The 18710-nt window shown below is 36.2% G+C and carries 11 protein-coding genes and 1 pseudogene; 9 read left to right on the forward strand and 3 right to left on the reverse strand.

The genetic code is table 11. The annotated features are described in order from the left end of the window. Window positions 1-444: 444 nt before the first annotated feature. Window positions 445-2382: a hypothetical protein gene (locus tag GQS55_RS08860; protein ID WP_159819826.1), complete on the forward strand. Its 1938-nt coding sequence runs from the start codon at window positions 445-447 to the stop codon at window positions 2380-2382. Between the two features lie 266 nt (window positions 2383-2648). On the opposite strand, the gene GQS55_RS08865 is transcribed toward GQS55_RS08860, so the two are convergent. Further along, window positions 2649-4448 (reverse strand): ATP-binding protein, encoded by a 1800-nt coding sequence (locus GQS55_RS08865; protein WP_159819828.1) that lies wholly within the window; start codon window positions 4446-4448, stop codon window positions 2649-2651. Between the two features lie 611 nt (window positions 4449-5059). Between GQS55_RS08865 and GQS55_RS08870 the strand changes: the two genes are divergently transcribed. The 5 genes and pseudogenes from GQS55_RS08870 to arsJ all read left to right on the forward strand — a co-directional run bounded on the left by GQS55_RS08870 (window position 5060) and on the right by arsJ (window position 11296). Next, entirely contained in the window at window positions 5060-6889 is a 1830-nt protein-coding gene (locus tag GQS55_RS08870) for an SLC13 family permease (protein WP_159819830.1), read from the forward strand. Between the two features lie 187 nt (window positions 6890-7076). Beyond that, complete coding sequence (locus tag GQS55_RS08875; RefSeq protein ID WP_159819832.1) at window positions 7077-7898, forward strand: metalloregulator ArsR/SmtB family transcription factor; 822 nt, start codon at window positions 7077-7079, stop codon at window positions 7896-7898. A 40-nt stretch (window positions 7899-7938) separates the two neighbouring features. Then, window positions 7939-8949, forward strand: a pseudogene (gene arsB, locus GQS55_RS08880) (ACR3 family arsenite efflux transporter). Between the two features lie 67 nt (window positions 8950-9016). Continuing rightward, complete coding sequence (locus GQS55_RS08885; RefSeq protein ID WP_159819834.1) at window positions 9017-10039, forward strand: ArsJ-associated glyceraldehyde-3-phosphate dehydrogenase; 1023 nt, start codon at window positions 9017-9019, stop codon at window positions 10037-10039. Window positions 10040-10066: 27 nt separating this feature from the next. Next, complete coding sequence (gene arsJ, locus GQS55_RS08890; protein ID WP_159819836.1) at window positions 10067-11296, forward strand: organoarsenical effux MFS transporter ArsJ; 1230 nt, start codon at window positions 10067-10069, stop codon at window positions 11294-11296. A gap of 407 nt (window positions 11297-11703) precedes the next feature. Here arsJ and GQS55_RS08895 read toward each other — a convergent pair whose 3' ends face one another. Together GQS55_RS08895 and GQS55_RS08900 are read right to left on the reverse strand one after the other, a co-directional pair. Next, window positions 11704-13275, reverse strand: coding sequence for a cation:proton antiporter family protein (locus GQS55_RS08895; protein WP_159819838.1), 1572 nt, complete (start codon window positions 13273-13275; stop codon window positions 11704-11706). 129 nt (window positions 13276-13404) lie between these two features. Then, window positions 13405-14043 carry an arylesterase gene (locus tag GQS55_RS08900; RefSeq protein WP_159819840.1) on the reverse strand — a complete coding sequence of 213 codons (639 nt, stop codon included), beginning with the start codon at window positions 14041-14043 and terminating at the stop codon, window positions 13405-13407. Between GQS55_RS08900 and GQS55_RS08905 the strand changes: the two genes are divergently transcribed. From GQS55_RS08905 to GQS55_RS08915, 3 genes are all read left to right on the forward strand, one after another. Next, window positions 14042-14755, forward strand: a complete 714-nt coding sequence (locus GQS55_RS08905) for an ABC transporter ATP-binding protein (protein ID WP_159819842.1) — start codon at window positions 14042-14044, stop codon at window positions 14753-14755. The two genes, GQS55_RS08900 and GQS55_RS08905, sit on opposite strands and share 2 nt — an antisense overlap. Next, complete coding sequence (locus GQS55_RS08910) at window positions 14745-17252, forward strand: ABC transporter permease (protein WP_159819844.1); 2508 nt, start codon at window positions 14745-14747, stop codon at window positions 17250-17252. The genes GQS55_RS08905 and GQS55_RS08910 overlap by 11 nt, the downstream gene beginning before the upstream one ends. A gap of 89 nt (window positions 17253-17341) precedes the next feature. Next, the gene (locus tag GQS55_RS08915) at window positions 17342-18412 is read left to right on the forward strand and encodes an AI-2E family transporter (protein WP_159819846.1); all 1071 of its coding nucleotides are present in this window, start codon (window positions 17342-17344) and stop codon (window positions 18410-18412) included. Window positions 18413-18710 lie beyond the last annotated feature (298 nt).

The raw sequence follows: 18710 nt of genomic DNA on the forward strand, positions 1-18710 counted from the left end.
ACCGTCAATGCTAAAGCTCTGCTCTCTGCATTCTAAACTCTGCTCTCTACACTATATTCTCTATTCCCTACAATCTATTTTCAACTCTCAAGTTAAAATTCAAAACTAAGTTAGCTTAAAGTTAGAATACAATTATTGATGATTGAACTGCAGATAAGTATTAATCATATATACGTCTTCGATATTAATGAGTTCCTCTTGTATACGTTGTTAAAAATAGACGCTCTCCAATGATGTCTTAATATTTTAATACGATCACATCATGAAGTTTGGTTTACCAATTTTCTTGGTTTTTATTGTTTGTTTTTATTATTGGTTGACAATTTGGTAATGCGCTGTGATTATAGTTGTCAGTGTTTTAATTAAAATCAACCTTCTTTAGGAGCTTGGTTTTATATTTATAACTACAAAAAAATTAAAATAATTTGTACGGGGATAACTATAATGAAAACCAAATTGTTAATAGCAATGACGAGTGCTTTAGCACTAAGTGCATGTAAAAGTGATTATGAACTACCATCAAGCGGTAACTCTTTAGGTAGTGTTGCGCTTTCTGGCGATGCTATTATCGGTTCAACATTATCAGCTGATATTACAGAAGGTAATGGTTTTGAATCGGGTAATGTCACCTATACTTGGCTGCTTGATGGCGTTGCCATTAGCGGTGCTTCATCAAGTTCTTATACTGTTTTGTCTACTGATGAAGGCGCCAAGATTTCATTAAACGTAAGTTATGTTGATAATGATGGCTATAGCGAAATAGCCACCTCATCATTAACTGATACCATAGAATTTCCAGCAGTACCGAGTGAAGGAAGTGTCGAGATCGCGGGTGATGCTTATATAGGCTTTGAATTAACAGCAGAAATAATTGATGACAACGGCTCTGGTGATACGTCAATTGACTATACATGGTTAGCTGACGGTGTTGTCATTGCTGAGGCAAATGAAGCAACTTATATGTTAACAGCTGCTGATGAAGGAAAAACCATTTCTGTTACAGTAAGTTACCTAGATAACGATGGTTTTGAGGAAGCTTCTACTTCGTATCCAACAGCCGCTATTACAGAAAAACCTGCTGATATTATTACCTCTAAAGTTGCCTCAATCACTGATACTATGGACGATGATGCAGGAGAGTTAAGGTATAAACATAGCTCAGCTATTGAAGAAGGTAAACTTACTGTTTCATTTGCAAAAGATGAAGTCTTGACCGCAGATGGCAGTGCTAAAGAAGCGTATATTGCTTTATATGGCAATTCAACTTCAACCGCTGCAGCCATAGTTGATTTAAGAATAGGTAACGGCACTTATACTATACGTAATAGTGATATTGCTGTTACATCAACATTCACACCAGGTGAATGGATTGACGTTGAAATGACTTGGGATGCCTCAAGCGCAAGTGAAAGCGTAGCACCGTTAGTGACTATTTCTATTAATGGTAGTGCAGTGACCACTGAAGCATTTAATTCTGTTTCTGAAGATCTTGCGTCAGTAATGGATGGTGCTAAAACGGTAGTATTTAAATTAGGTGATACTGGTTCTGTGGTAACAGGCGCTTATTTAGTTGATGATTTCACACTTTATTCTGATATTTCAGGTACAACAGTTGCTTATTCAGATGATTTTGAAGGTTATGAAGTCAATAGTTCATTAGATACTGATAATACTGAATCACCTTATGACTCAAGTACCGCTGATGCATTTGTGGTTGAAGTTATTAGAGCTGGTACTAGTACACCAACAGAGCCTGAAGCTCCATCTACCACACGTGGTAAGTTTGCATCAATTACTGATACTATGACCGACGATGCTGGCGAATTACGATTTAAAGGGGCAATGTTAGCGGCGGGTAAATTAACAGCATCATTTAATAAAGCTGAAGGTGATGAAAAAGATGCTTATATTGGCTTGTATGGTAACTCAACCAGTGTTGCTGATGCGGTTATTGACTTAAGAATTAAAAACGGTGTTTTTGAAATTCGCAATAACGAAACGATTCTTAGCGCAGTAACCTTTAAAACTGATGAATGGCATGATATTGAAATAACATGGGATTCATCAAGCACTACCGAAGTTACATCATTGAATCTTTCTATTGATGGCGAAGCGTTTGGCCCGTTCTTATCAGCAACAACTGAAACGTTGGACTTAACTACTGACGGTGTATCAACTGTTGTCTTCAAGTTAGGTGATAATGGTGGTGTAGCATCAACGGCTTTTTTAGTTGATGATATTAAGCTTTATTCTGATGTAGAAGCTACAATCGAGGTTTTCTCTGATGACTTTGAAGGTTACTCAGTCGGTGATTCATTAGCCGCAGATAATTCAGCGTCACCTTATAACTCGAACTCAGCTGAAGTTGTTGTTGGGCAGTAATTAACTTGTAGAATAGCTAGCCAATAATTACACATAAAAAAAATAGCGCTAATTATAGCGCTATTTTTTTGTCTATTTTTTTTGTCTATTATTTAGTGCAAAGGCTATGTTTAGTGAGTTAAGTAAACTAAATTAAGTAGCCATAGTTAGGTCGGCATAGTCAAGTAAGCATAGTTTAATAGACCATGCTGATTACCTAATTAGTACAATCTAACATTAAATTATTGCTTTAGTTTGATGTCTTATATGGCATTATTGAATTTAGACTACCCTTCATTATTCAGTGGCAATATTAATGAAAAAACACTGCCTTTATTTAGTTCGCTAGTGACACTAACAGTACCTTTATGTGCTAAAGCAATATGTTTTACAATAGACAAACCTAAGCCTGTCCCACCTAATTGTCGACTACGTGCTTTATCCACACGATAGAATCGTTCAAAGAGTCTTGATAAATGCTCTTCAGGAATCCCACTGCCTTGGTCAGCAATGTTTATTTTAATATCACTCTTTTCTTTAATAACCGTAATGTTTATTTCACTATTGCCATTACTGTATTTAATGGCGTTGTTTAACAGGTTAATAATCGCTTGTTCTATTAATGACGAATTATGGTTAAAGGTTATATCCTCTGCGTTATGCAATATGATTTTTATATTTCTTTTCAGAGCTTTGTCTTTACAAAGGAAAATAGCATTGCTTATCGCTAAGGTTACCGATTCATCAACAAAGTCTATTTCATCAACCTCTGTTTCTTTTTCTATTTTAGATAACGTAAGCAAATTTTCTATAATCCCTTCTAAACGAATAGAGTGGGTATGTATAACACCAATGAAATAACAGCGTTTTTCTTGATCTAATTCTGGAAATTCTATTAAGGTTTCAGAAAGACCTTGAATAGCCGTAAGTGGTGTTCTAAGTTCGTGCGATACATTAGCTACAAATTCTTTTCTTTGTAATTCAAATTCTTTTAATTTTGTTATGTCGTTAAATACAACAAGAGTGCCGCACTTGTTTTTGTGTATATCAAGTAGCGGGGCTGATTGAGCAAAAAGTACTTGCTCATGTGCATTTTCATTATGAATTATAATTTCTTGGCCAACTGGAGAGCTCTGTTGTAGCGAAAAGACAATAAGATTATATAATTCACTGTTGTCTATTGTGCTTTTTAACTTACTCCCTTCTATATTTTTTTCTCTTATTTTTAAAATATTATAGGCAGCCTGGTTAATACTGATGATTTTTTCATTACTATCAACAGCAAGAACGCCTTCTACCATACTAGAAAATACCGCCTCTTGTTCGTTCCTTTGGTTCAATATCGTTTCAATACGCTGATTTAACTCAATAGCAATTTCATTAAATGCTTGGCCTAATTGTTCAGATTCAAGAGAGTCATTTGAGCCTAATTGTACGCGGCTAGAAAAATCACCTTTAGCTAACCGTTGTGCTTGAATTTTTATCATTTCAAGCGGTCTTACTAAAGATTTTGACATCCACCAACTAGCAAAAACAGTAATTACTGTGAGAATAATAAACCCAATAGATATTTTATAATAAATTATCCATAGGGCATTTTGTAATGTATCTAAAGGTGTTGAGGTTCTGATAAAGCCAATAAGATTGCCTTGCTCAATAATTGGCATGGCAAAATTCATGGCATCTGTAGATATCGTATCACTGTACCTTATCGCCAGTCCTTTACCGCTTATAAGCGCTTGTTCTATTTCTGGACGGTCTATGTGGTTGTCCATTATTTTCGGTGATTTTTTGTTATCACCAAGTACTAATCCAGAAGGCAAAACAATCGTTATTCTGGTGAATGAATCGTCACCTAATTGTTGGGCTTTATTTTGAATCTCTTGGTAGCGTTTAGATTGAATAAGTCGAGAGAATTCAGGTGCTAATATTTTTGCTCTAATTTCTAAATCTAAGGCTCGCTCTTGATAATAAAACGATTTAAATGACCAAAGCGCAATCATTACAATAGCGAGTAATGAGATAAATGAGATGCTTAAAAAAGAGGGATATAATTTCCAAAAAAGAGTTTTGCGTTTTATTGTCATTGTATATTCGTTAGTGGTTATTTGTTGTGATTACTATTAATGTCTAAAAAATGAAATATTACATTCATTAGTAGCGTTGGCGTGTATGAACATTATCAATAAAAGAAAACTAAAGAAAGAGCGTTTAGTTTACTGTTCAAGTTGTAAAGTGACTAGCGTGACAGATGCTAAATTTCAACAATGTGTTATTTTTAGCTTTTTCATGAACAATGTTTTTTCAATATAAACCAAGATGTTAACTATTATACTCATTATGTCGCTAAATATAGAACTATTTAAAATATTTGAAGCAACTATAGTTGTTAATATTAATTAACTAGAAATAGGCTGTTTCTACATTAAGCGCAAAATTAAATTAAAATATCAAGCGATAGCGGTAAAGGGCTAAATAAAATTTATTAATAATGAATACATTAGTGGTGTTATATTGCGTAAAACACAGTCTATACTTAGACTAAATAATTAATAAACCGAAGTATATACTTGATCCAGAAGGCATTATAAAGTATTTATAATGAATAAAATTAATATTAGATGTATAACTTGTAGAGTCTTTAACGTAGACGCTGTCTAATTTAATCAACTTAACTTAATCAACTTGGTATTGCCCATTGAATATTCCTGACCTACCTAATTACCATGCATTAGCTATCTTATTGATTACAGTACTTGCGTTATATCTATTTCGTCGAGACAGTATTCCTCTAGAAACATCATCATTAGCTGTTATTGCCATTTTATGTGTGATGTTCTCAGTGTTTCCTTTTTATATTGATGGTGAGCATTTTGAACCAAGCACTTTGTTTTTTGGCTTTGGTCATGAAGCGTTGGTGACTGTTTGTGCATTGATGATTATTGGGCATGGTATTGTGCGAACAGGGGCCTTAGAGCCCATTGGTCGGCACTTAGCTAAACTGTGGAAGATTAGCCCGGCACTGTCCTTATTATTGACACTTGTTCTTGCTGGAGTGTTAAGTGCATTTATCAATAACACACCCGTTGTTGTTTTATTATTACCTATTTTGATCAGTGTTTCATTGCGTAACAAAACGGATGCTTCCCCAATGTTACTACCTATGGGCTTAGCAACATTGGTGGGAGGCATGGCTACTACTATAGGCACGTCAACAAACTTGTTGGTGGTTAGTATTGCTAAAAATATGGGGTCAGTTGAATTCGGATTGTTTGATTTTGTTCAACCAGCACTTATTGCGTCTTTAGTAGCTGTTATATATTTGTGGTTAATTGCACCTAAATTACTCCCAAGTCGCACACCGTTAATGCCCGACACGTCGCCACGATTATTTAGCGCATACCTTAATATTAATGAAGAAAGTAATGTGAACGAGAAAACCATTGCTGAAATAATTGCGATAACTGATGGGCAACTTAAAATAGAAAGTATTCAACGAGGGAAGGATAATCGTAATATTATTCCTTTACCAGACACTATACTTAAGGTTGGCGATAGGTTAAAAGTTCATGATTACCCCGATCGTTTAAAGGAGTTTGAGACGGTATTAGGTGCAACTTTATTCTCTGGATTGCATAAAGTTTCTGACGAACACCCATTAAAAGCCGATGAACAAACCTTAGCCGAAATTGTGATCATTGCTGGCTCAGGTATTGAAGGGAAAACATTACAACAAGCGCACTTTATTCAAAAGTATGCTATTTCAGTGGTTGCTTTACATCGTGCTGGTAAAGCCATGGAAATAGGGCGCAGTAGTATTGGTGATACCAAACTTAAAATTGGTGATGTATTACTAGTACAAGGTAAAACAGAACAAATACATTTGTTAAAATCTAAAAAAGGCTTTTTAACTATTGATGGCGCAGAAGCATTACCTCAAACCAGTAAAGCGCCAATTGCGTTAGGGACATTACTAGCGGTTGTTGCATCTTCAGCGCTTGGCCTGTTACCGATTGAAATTAGTTCGATCGTCGGTGTGTTAATACTGTTAATTACTAAATGTTTAAATTGGGAGGAAGCTGCATCAGCTTTGAGCACTCAGGTTATTTTAATTGTTGCCGCTTCACTCGCTTTAGGCTCAGCAATGATGATAACGGGAGGCGCTGAATACATCGCACAGGTTTTTGTTGCTTTATCATTTGGACTACCGCCGGGTGGTGTTATTGCGGCATTGATGTTGCTATTAGCCATTTTAACAAATATTGTATCAAACAATGCTGCGGCAGTTATTGGTACCCCCATTGCTATCTCAGTTGCTAGCCAACTTAGCCTGCCGGCAGAGCCTTTTATATTAGCCGTTTTATTTGGTGCTAATTTAAGTTATGCAACTCCGATGGCGTATAAAACTAATTTATTGGTGATGAATGCCGGCGGTTATCAGTTCTCTGACTTTATGCGTGTTGGTATTCCGTTGATTTTACTTATGTGGGTAACGCTTTCGTTCTTATTAAGCTTTCTTTATTTGTAATTAATATCTAATAAGAGGAATAGGTTAGTAGGAAGATAGTTTAATAGCTTACTAGAGCAATCGCTTTTTGAAATCAGAAAACGTAGATATTTACTCTAATATCTACGTTTTTTTATGCATCATAATTTGCATATGCGAAAAATCATATATATAATTATTGTTATGTATTCTGAGTGTAAGATTTAATATGAACAAAAGTAAACGCAGCGTACTTTTTCTGTGTACAGGTAATTCAGCGAGATCACAAATGGCAGAAGTATTGCTTAAGCATAAAGCAGCTGATCAATTTGATGTGTTCAGTGCCGGTACACAGCCTGAAAAAGTCGATTTACGCGCAATAGCAGCATTAAAAAAATTTGGTCTTGATGCACCGCAATTAATGTCTAAAGAAATTGAGACGTTTACAGGCCAAGCGTTTGATTTTGTTATTACCCTTTGTGATAAAGCCAGCAGTGAATGTCGGGATTTTCCTGATGCTAAACAGCAATATGCTTGGGATTTTCCTGATCCTAAAAACCGTTTAGGCAACGCACCATTTACAGCGACTTTAAATGAGTTAAATAGTCGTTTGTCTATGTTTCTTGCAATGGAAGGGGGAAATGCTCAAGCAAAGATGAGTAACAGCAATGAATCTAGTGTAATACAAGAAAAAACGCTGTTGTTAACACCAATTGATTTTTATAAAAATATGACAGATGAGATCAGAATGAAGGTCTTAATGTTATCCCATTATCATGGCGAATTGTGTGTCTGTGAAATAATGGAAGCTTTAGCGGAAGACAGTCAACCTAAGGTTTCCCGTAATTTAGCCGTATTAAGAAAATCTAATATTCTTAGCGCGCGAAAGCATGGCCAGTGGGTGTTTTATCGTATTAACCCGCAACTTCCGCAATGGGCAAAAGCGGTTATAGCAGAGACAACAGAAAATAATACCCCCCTTTTTAGTGATGCTAACCTGCGTTTAACTAAAATGAAAAGTCGACCTAATAAAGCTACTTTTTGTAAATAAAACTGTTTGAAGTAAAAATTAAATTTAAGGATATATTTTAATGGGTATTTTTGAGCGTTATTTATCACTTTGGGTAGGTATCAGCATGGCTTTAGGTGTGCTGTTAGGTTTATGGCAACCTGATATTTTTCAAGTTATTGCTAACGCTGAAATAGCACATGTTAATATTGTGGTCGCTGTATTTATTTGGGTGATGATTTATCCAATGATGGTACAAATTGATTTTTCAGCAATAAAAGATGTAGGTAAAAATCCGAAAGGTTTAGTGTTAACCGTAGTCATTAATTGGTTGATTAAACCCTTTACTATGGCAGGTTTAGGTTGGCTGTTTTTTAATGGTTTATTTGTTGATCTAGTCGATCCTGAATCAGCACAAGAATATATTGCAGGTATGATTTTACTTGGTGTTGCGCCATGTACAGCGATGGTTTTTATTTGGTCGCAATTAACTAAAGGTGATCCAAACTATACCTTAGTTCAAGTATCCGTGAATGATGTCATTATGATCTTCGCTTTTGCTCCTATATCGGCATTATTACTTGGGGTGAGTGACATTCAAGTACCCTGGGAAACCTTATTTATTTCAGTGGCTCTTTACGTGCTATTACCGTTAGTTGCAGGGGTGTTAACTCGAAAAACATTAAATAATCGTGAGAAATCGCTGACACATCTTCTATCAACCATGAAGCCTTGGTCAGTAATCGGGTTACTCGCTACCGTAATATTATTATTTGGGTTTCAAGCCAATACTATTATTAATGAGCCTGAAACTATTGGTTTAATCGCTATTCCATTAATGATCCAAACTTACGGTATTTTCATTATTGCTTATATCGCTGCTATATGGATGAAACTGCCTCAAAATATTGCGGCTCCAGCTTGTTTAATTGGTACTTCAAATTTTTTTTAATTAGCTGTTGCGGTAGCCATTTCGCTGTTTGGTTTACATTCAGGTGCTGCTCTTGCAACCGTCGTTGGTGTTTTGGTGGAAGTGCCAGTAATGCTCTCCTTAGTTTACATTATTAATCGGACACAACATTGGTTCAAATAAAACAAGCATAGCTTTATGTTTAACTCTTGGTGGCACTATATTTTTTATATTACTTTAAGGAAAAATAATGACAATTAAAATAGGTATTAACGGCTTTGGTCGTATGGGACGTTTATCAATGCGTGCAGCATTTGATTGGGATGATGTTGAAATTGTACACATCAATGATCCTGCTGCTAATGCGCATACCCTAGCACATTTAATGACGTTTGATTCTGTTCATGGGCGCTGGCGTTATGAGGCAACAAGTGAAGTAACACCCGATGGTGAATTTATGCTTATTAACGGCAAAGCTATCGCTTGTACACAAAATAAAATGACACAAGACACTGATTGGTCAAAATGCGATGTCGTGATTGAAGCATCAGGAAAAATAAAAACCAAGGCTCTTTTACAAGGTTATCTCGATCAAGGTGTTAAACGTGTGGTCGTTACTGCACCGGTTAAAGAAGAGGGCATTTTAAATATAGTTATGGGCGTAAATGACAACTTATATAACAAAGATATACATTCTATTGTTACTGCAGCTTCATGTACCACTAACTGCATTGCACCCGTGGTGAAAGTTATTCATGAAAAAATTGGCATTAAACACGGTTCAATAACGACTATTCATGATATTACCAATACACAAACTATTATTGATGCGCCGCACAAAGATTTACGCCGTGCACGCTCATGTGGTACTAGCTTAATTCCAACAACAACAGGGTCAGCAACCGCAATAACGCATATTTTTCCTGAGCTGAAAGGGAAGCTAAATGGCCATGCGATTCGCGTACCGTTAACCAATGCATCAATTACCGACTGTGTGTTTGAGTTAGAACAAAGTACGACGGTTGAAGAAGTGAATCAATTACTTAAAGAGGCCGCTGAAAACGAACTAACAGGAATTATGGGCTATGAAGAACGTCCTCTCGTATCTGTAGATTATAAAACTGATCCACGCTCAAGCATTATTGATGCGTTATCAACCATGGTAGTTAATGGTACTCAAGTTAAATTATATGTTTGGTATGACAATGAATGGGGCTATGCCAATAGAACGGCTGAATTAGCGCGTATGGTTGGCTTAGCTGATTTAAGCTAGTGCATTATTAGTAAGGAATAGTCATTCATGGGGCTTTTATCAGTAAACTCGTTATCACCACAAATTAAACAATATTTGATGATAACGGGTAATTATTGGGCATTTACTTTAACTGATGGTGCACTACGTATGCTAGTTGTGCTGTACTTTCATCAGTTAGGTTATAGCCCATTAACTATTGCTATGTTGTTTTTGTTTTATGAAATATTTGGCGTAATTACTAATTTAGTAGGAGGGTGGCTAGGTGCACGTTTTGGCTTAAATAAAACCATGAATATTGGTTTAGCGATGCAAATAGTTGCGTTGATTATGTTAACTGCCTCCACAGAAGTGCTCACCATTAGTTATGTGATGGTGGCGCAAGCACTTTCTGGTGTAGCGAAAGATCTTAATAAAATGAGCGCTAAAAGTGCGATTAAGTTGTTAGTACCTGAAAATTCGGAAAGTAAATTATATCAATGGGTTGCTATTCTTACAGGCTCTAAAAACACTTTAAAAGGCGTTGGCTTCTTTTTGGGTGGCATACTGCTTACTACGTTAGGATTTACTGGTGCTATTATCGTTATGGCGAGTTTATTAATACTGGTGTGGATAGTGAGTTTACTGTTTTTAAAAGACGATTTAGGAAAAGCCAAAAATAAACCTAAATTTACCGAGGTACTTTCAAAGAGTACAGCCATTAATCGTTTATCTGCTGCGCGGATGTTTTTATTTGGTGCGAGAGATGTCTGGTTTGTGGTCGCGCTACCTGTTTATCTTTCCGTAACCTTCCAATGGGACCATTGGTGGGTTAGTGGTTTTATGGCATCTTGGGTTATTGGTTATGGTATTGTTCAATCGTTCGCCCCTTACTTCACTGGAAAAAACCAAGGTAGAGTACCAACAGGACAGTCAGCCTGTTTATGGGCAGGAATGCTGAGTTTACTTCCTATAGTAATAGCTGTTGCATTATATTTTGACTTTTATATTCAGTATTCAATCATAATCGGTTTATTGGTATTTGGTATAGTGTTTGCGATTAATTCATCGTTACATAGTTACCTTATTGTAAGCTATGCTAATAAAGATGCGGTGTCACTTGATGTGGGCTTTTATTATATGGCCAATGCCATGGGTAGGTTAATCGGCACTGTATTGTCTGGCTGGGTTTATCAAGCACAAGGTTTAATTGCCTGTTTAGCCATTTCGACATTATTTGTGATCTTGGCTGCACTTATCTCAAGTAAACTGCCAAATAAAACTGAAGTGACAATCTAAAGGGTACTTTACCTAAGCTCGCTTTTTTATATAAAAAAAGGCCCAAACTATGCTAGTTTAGGCCCAAAAGGTCGGCTCAAAGGGGTTTGAGCCGTGCGCTATATGAGTTTATATACGTTACTAAATATTTTAATCATAAAGTCCAGACCCTGTCTGCTGCGAGCATATACTTTATTTCAGAGAGAGGAAGTAAAATATTTATGTATGTAAACTGCTATAGTGCTTGAATAAGTGTAGTGCAAGGTTTGAGTTATGCGAATTATTTTTAATAATAATACTAAATTGATTAAATGATTACTCACTTAGCCATAATTCAAAGGCTGATACTCTACCTCTAAACCTAAACCTAAACCTAAACCTAAACCTAAACTTATACTTATACTCTCCCTCTCACTTTAGCTCAAGAGTTAATTTGTTGTTTGTATCAGCCCCATACTTTCGTCAGCAAAACCAACACCTGCTTCAGTATAAAAGTTAAATACTTTATCAATGCCTAGTTCTTCTAACTGAGATCGTTCATCATCATAGCGAGCAATGGCAGCTATTTTCCCTTGATAACCTGCAGATTTTAACTGATTCGTTATATTCACACTATCTATTACATTCGGTAAGGCAAGTAGTACGAGCTTTAAATTAGACAAGTTAACTTTTTCCCAGAAGAATGCGTCTTCTGCATCACCACAGTAGACTTGTGCGCCTTGCTCTGAGAGCAATTTAACTTTTTCAGGCTCTGCATCTAGTCCCCAAGCAAGCTTATTGTCATGTTCACAAATGGCACGATAAGCCCCCATACCAACGCGACCCATTCCTATAATAACAATAGGTGCATCTTGAGGCTGACAGAAACTATCTTCAGCTAAATATTCATTGCGTTCAAATTTATGGAAGAACTCTTTATGTTTACTAAAAAAGTTATGAGCATGAGGATAGAGAATATTAGTAATAACAAAGGACATGGACACAGCTAAAGCTAAAATAACTAACCACACACTACTTAGCCACTCATTAGAAACGCTGATTGCAGCGACAATTAAACCAAACTCACTAAAATTACTTAATGCTAACGCAGATAAATATGATGTTCGACAACGTATTTTTAGTAGGCATAATAGACCAAAAAATAAAATGAATTTCAATGGAATAATTAAAACCAGCATTGCTGCTAACCCTAACATCTCTAAAGTAGGTATGGCGCTAAAACCGATAGATAAAAAGAAACCGATCAGAAACATATCTTTAAAGCTTAAGAGCGACTTATTTATTTCTGTGGCTTTAAGGTGTGAAGAAAGAAATATCCCCACTAACAAAGCGCCTAAATCACCTTTAATATTAACTAATTCAAATAACTCATAACTACCAAGCGCAATAAAGAAGCCTGTTAAAGGGAGTAGTTCTCCATGGCCAACATGATCTACAATTTTATTGATTACAGGTTTGATAATAAACAGTAGCAGTAATGCTAATGCCCAAACTGTTGGGGTTTTTCCGGTGGCAATAACTAAAAAAGCAACAGCGACAATATCTTGAATTACCAATATACCGACCGCTAATTTACCATGGCGAGTTCGCATTTCACCATTTTCTTCAAGTAGCTTAATCACGCATACCGTACTACTAAAACTTAAAGCGAAGACAATCAGTGTGGCGGTTAATACATCTAACTTAGAGAAGTAGCCAATAGCTGAAATAGTAAACAGTTTTATAATAATAACCGTGAGCACTATCCAAAGCAGGGTATGAAGCGAGCTAGCTAGCCAAATTTCATTTTTAAATAAACTTCTAACGTTAAGCTTTAAGCCAATGGTGAATAGCATTAAAGTAATACCTAAATTACTTAAAATGGTTAGGCTTTCATCTGCCTGATAGCCCATAAAGTTTAAAATAAAGCCCGCTAAAAGGTAGCCTATTGAAGGAGGGAAAGAAAAAGTTTTTGCTGCTAAACCACAAATAAAAGCAAAAAGAATCCAGATAAAGTCCATATTTAGCTCAAGTTAAGTTGTTATGCCATTAAATGATATTATTATAATAGCATAGCTATAAGAGGTTACTGATTGATATTAATCAATATTTATTATCACGTTACGTTATATTAGTATAGTAAATATTGCCTAGCTATCCAGCGATTCTAAGCTTTGCAGCCATTTATTGATTTCTACATACATAAAATCTTTAATTATAGGTTGTGCTTGAGCGTTTGGGTGTAAATTGTCGTTTTGCATTAATTCAGGTTCGACAGCAATTTGGCTCATAAAATAAGGCATTAAGTAAGCGTTTGTTGCTTTGGCGACCTTATCGTAACTATCAGTAAACATTTTAGTGTACCTAGCACCTAAATTGGGTGGAATTTGAATTTCCATTAGTGCTACTTGAGCACCTTGCGCTTGGCTTTTAGTCACAAGCTCGGTTAAATGCTTCTGTAGGATTTTTATAGGAAAACCTCTAATTCCGTCATTGCCACCTAGCTCTATTAATACGTGGCTTGGTTGGTGTGTTTCTAGCCATGTGTCTATTTTGAGTAGAGCATTGTCAGTGGTTTGTCCGCTAATAGCTGTGTTAATGATGATGATATCATTATCTTTTTTATTATATTTATTTTGTAACAAATGAACCCAAGCTTCTTCTTGCTCTAGTCCATAACCTGCGCTTAAGCTGTCACCAATAAGTAATATTTTGTCTTTAGCGATGGTTGTAAATGACAAACATGTTAGCATTATAACAACAGCGGAATTTAGGAAAAAACGAGTCATGCCAGTACCTTCTCAATTAAATGTTATCCAAGTCTCAGAATTAAGTAAACATGTTAGCACGCTTGAAGGAAGCCTCACTATCCTTAACGATATTAATTTTTCTGTCAGACAAGGGGAATCTGTCGCGATAGTTGGCGCTTCTGGCTCAGGTAAATCTACTCTATTGAGTTTGTTAGCCGGATTAGATGTAGCAAGTGAAGGTGAAATTTATTTAGATGGTGATGCCTTAAGCAAGCTTAATGAAGAAGCCAGGGCGAGAGTTAGAGCAGAAAAAGTAGGTTTTGTTTTTCAATCGTTTATGTTGGTACAAAGTTTAACTGCACTTGAAAATGTTATGCTGCCTGCCGAGCTAGCTGGCGATCATAATGCTAAAAAAGAAGCCTTATCGCTTTTAGAAAAAGTAGGGTTGTCTCATCGCTTAGAGCATTATCCATCTCAATTATCAGGAGGCGAGCAACAACGTGTTGCTATTGCTCGAGCCTTTGTCGGATCGCCCAAAATACTTTTTGCTGATGAACCTTCAGCCAACCTAGATAGTAAAAATGGGCATTTAATTGAAAAGTTATTATTTGATTTGAATAAACAAAATGGCACTACCTTAGTGTTAGTGACTCATGATGAACAATTAGCTAAACAATGTCAGCGAATTATTCATATTGAAGGAGGACAGCTTGAGAAAATTAGCGAAGGGGTAATTGCTAATGTGGGTTAAGTTAGCGTTTAAATTATTTGCTCGGGAATTTCGTCGTGGCGAACTAACAATTATATTTGCTGCTATTGCATTGGCGGTGTTAACTGTTTTTAGTTTATCGTCAATCACTGAACGTATTAGTTTAAACATAGAGCAAAAAAGTAGTGACTTTATTGCCGCAGATAGACGTCTGTCGAGTAACCATGCCTTTGATCCTGAAATACTGAATAAAGCCAATCAACAGGGACTTGAGACGGCGCAACTTTTATTTTTTGATTCTATGTTGTTTGCCAATGATGAATTAGTGTTAGGGTCGGTTAAGGCAACTTCGCAGTCTTATCCTCTGAAAGGAAAAATCACGATTAAAGATACTTTAGTTGGGGAATCCTATGAAGTTGATACTGGGCCAAAAGTCGGTGATGTTTGGCTGAGTGAAGGCTTATTTTATCCGCTTAATGTTAACGTGGGTGATAAAGTTGAGTTAGGGGCCGGTATCTTTGTTATTACCAAGGTATTAGTGAATGAACCTGATGCACCCTTTTTTTCCTTATCTGGGAATAAAAGGGTCTTACTAAATTATGAAGATATTCCCGTTACAAAAGCTGTACAAGCGGGGAGCCGGGTTTTTCATCGTTTACTGTTTGCTGGCGAAGAACAAAAGCTATCAGATTATTATACGTGGTTGAAGCCACAGCTTAAAAGTAATCAGAGCTGGGAAGGAATAAAAGATCGACAATCACCTTTGGGTAATAACCTAGATCGCGCCGAAAGCTTCTTATTGCTGGCTGGGTTGTTTGGCATTATGTTGGCGGCAGTTGCTATGGCGGTTTCTGCCAAGCGATATTGCGAACGACAATATGATCCTGTTGCTATGATGAAAACATTAGGTGGTAGCCGCACAACAATTCGCAATATCTTTTTACTTCACCTTAGTTTAGTTACTATTTTTTCTATTATGGCAGGGTTAGCGATAGGTTTTATTTTACAAAATATTGGCGCGAGTTATCTAGCCAATTTTATGGGAACCGAGTTACCTCAATCAGGCTTTAGACCTTGGTTTTTATCAATATTCATTGGTGTCGTTTGCGCATTAATGTTTTCACTTAAACCGTTATTAGACTTATTTGATATTCCACCGCTGCGAGTATTACGTCGTAATTTAGGCGATACGTTAGCATTAAGCCGTATTCATGTTACCCTGTCACTGCTTACTATTTTTGCATTAATGTGGTTATTCAGTGGTGCACTTGTTACCACTTTAGTTTTATTTGGTTCGACGTTATTAATTATTGTTATTCTATTTGCGGTATCGCGCTTATTTTTCGCAGCAGGGCGTAGTTTAGGATTAAGGCCTGGCTCTAGTTGGTCACTGGCAATCGCTACACTACAAAAACGAGCGAATGCCAATGCAATTCAATTAATTAGTTTTGCCCTCGCTATTCAATTGATGTTGTTTTTAGTCGTATTAAAAAATGACATGATTGCTGATTGGCAAATGCAAGTACCTGAAGATGCGCCAAATATGTTCATCATCAATATTGCAGAAGAAGAAATAGACCCTATAACACAGTTTTTTAATGATAAAGGTATTGGTCATGAAGCTTTTTACCCCGTATTTAAAGGTCGTGTTGATGCAGTAAATGGTGAAGAGTTTGCACGACGTGTTTCAAAGCAAGAAGGTGAAGAGAAAGATGAAGATGCTAGAAATGGTTCAAGGCGTGAGCCCAACCTAACTTGGTTAGATGATTTACCTGAAGGCAATGAAATAACTGAGGGGGAGTGGTTTAATACTAACAATAGCGATGTATTAGAGGTATCAGTATTTGAAGGCTGGAAAGATGATCTTGATATTGTGCTTGGTGATACATTAACTATTTTAGTGAATGAACAAAAATTTGAAGTAAAAGTTACTAGTTTTAGAAGTGTTAATTGGGGAAATATAAAACCTAACTTCTTTATGATTTTAAGTCCTAATATGGCAGGGAACGTACCGGTTAGCTATTTTAGTGCGGCAAAATTAGAAGAGAGACACACCAAGGATGTTAGCCTTTTATTACAACGATACCCCACTATTAATATGATTGATGTTAAATCACGTATGGAGCAAGCACAGGCTATTATTTCGCAAGTAACACTCGCGATAAGTTTTGTATTATCAATTGTATTGATTAGTGGTGCGTTAGTACTGGTATCACAAGTACAAGCAAGTTTGTCTGAACGTTTACAAGAAGTGGTTATATTACGGACTCTAGGTGCAAAAGGACGCTTGATTAAACTTGCCACACTTTATGAATTTTTATTACTTGGTGCAATTGCTGGTTTAGTTGCTGCTATGGTGAGTGATATTACTTTGCTTATTATTCAACAGCAGCTTTTTGATCTTGAAGGGCGATTACATCCTTATATATGGATACTTGGCCCGACAAGTGGTGCTCTGTTTGTTGGTAGCATAGGTTATCTTATGGTTGCCCAGACAATGCGTCAAAATACACAAGGTTTATTAAGGAAACTGAGTTAATCAAATATTGATAGCGGCTTCCTCTAAACTAGTGAAAGTGATTAATTTCAGGTATATTGACTCTTATTAAAAAATAAGAGTTTATTTTCATGGTTTTATCGGCTAAAAACAGCTCAATGGTTAAAGGGTTTGTTACTGTTGCTGCTATCTTTATTATTTTTGCAGGGGTAAAAACAGCAGCAAATATATTAGTACCTTTTTTATTATCTTTATTTATTGCCATTATTTGCAACCCTCTTGTTGTTAAAGCTAGTCAGTTTAAGATACCTAAAGCAGTGTCGGTTATTATTGTTATCGGTATCTTTGTTACTATTGCACTATCGTTAGCAGGTTTAGTGGGTAAGTCGCTAAATGAATTATCAGAGCTCATTCCTCAATATCGGCTACAATTTCAAGAACAATTCACCTGGTTAACCGCTTTTCTATCTCGTTATAACATTCAAATATCTTCTTCTATCTTATTAGAATACTTTGATCCCGCTGCTGCCATGGGCATGGCTGCAAATATGCTGAGCGGTTTTGGCTCGGTGATGGCTAATTTATTGTTAATCGTACTTACTGTTGTTTTTATGCTTTTTGAAGCCTCTTCGTTCCCGGTTAAATTACATTTTGCACTTGATGATCCTGAGATGCGTATAAAACAGATCGAGCGATTTTTAGCATCGGTGAATCATTATATCGCCATTAAAACGATGGTCAGTATTGCCACGGGTATGGTTGTCTCACTTATGCTTTGGGCTTTTGGTTTAGATTTTTATCTTCTGTGGGGAGTATTTGCCTTCTTACTGAATTATATTCCAAATATAGGCTCTATTATTGCAGCTGTTCCAGCTGTGACGTTGGCTACGTTACAGCTGGGTATTGGGGAAGCAGGTTTTATTGGATTAGGTTATGTTGCTATTAATATGGTGATGGGCAATATGATAGAGCCTAGATATTTAGGAAAAGGTTTAGGTTTATCAACGTTAGTGGTTTTCTTGTCATTAATCTTTTGGGGATGGTTATTAGGAACTGTTGGTATGTTACTGAGTGTACCGTTAACTATGATTCTAAAAATAGGTTTAGAGAGCACGCCTGAAGGTCGCTGGTTAGCTGTTTTACTCAGTGATGAAGACAGTGTTTTACTAGAAATGGAACAGATTCAAAACAATAAAGATTAATACGTTGTAAGCGTCCGCTGAATAGCAGATAACATCAATGTTATCAAATCATTATGCTGCTTCTGTTGATGACGAAATAAGTTTAATAAAGGCAGGGGGATTCAAGCAGATGAAACCTTGTTTAATGTGATTAAAGAAGATAAAGTTAAAAGTTACATATGGTTGTCTTGTACAGATAGTGGGAGGTGGATTATTAAAAACGCCCGCGAAAATAGGAAGTTGTCAGGAGTCCACCCTCCGTAAATTTATTGAAGCGCAAACAACTCAACTTAAAATTAAAACGAGCAAAGCAGACTTA

It is taken from the genome of Colwellia sp. 20A7 (genome assembly GCF_009832865.1).
Lineage (GTDB): Bacteria > Pseudomonadota > Gammaproteobacteria > Enterobacterales > Alteromonadaceae > Colwellia.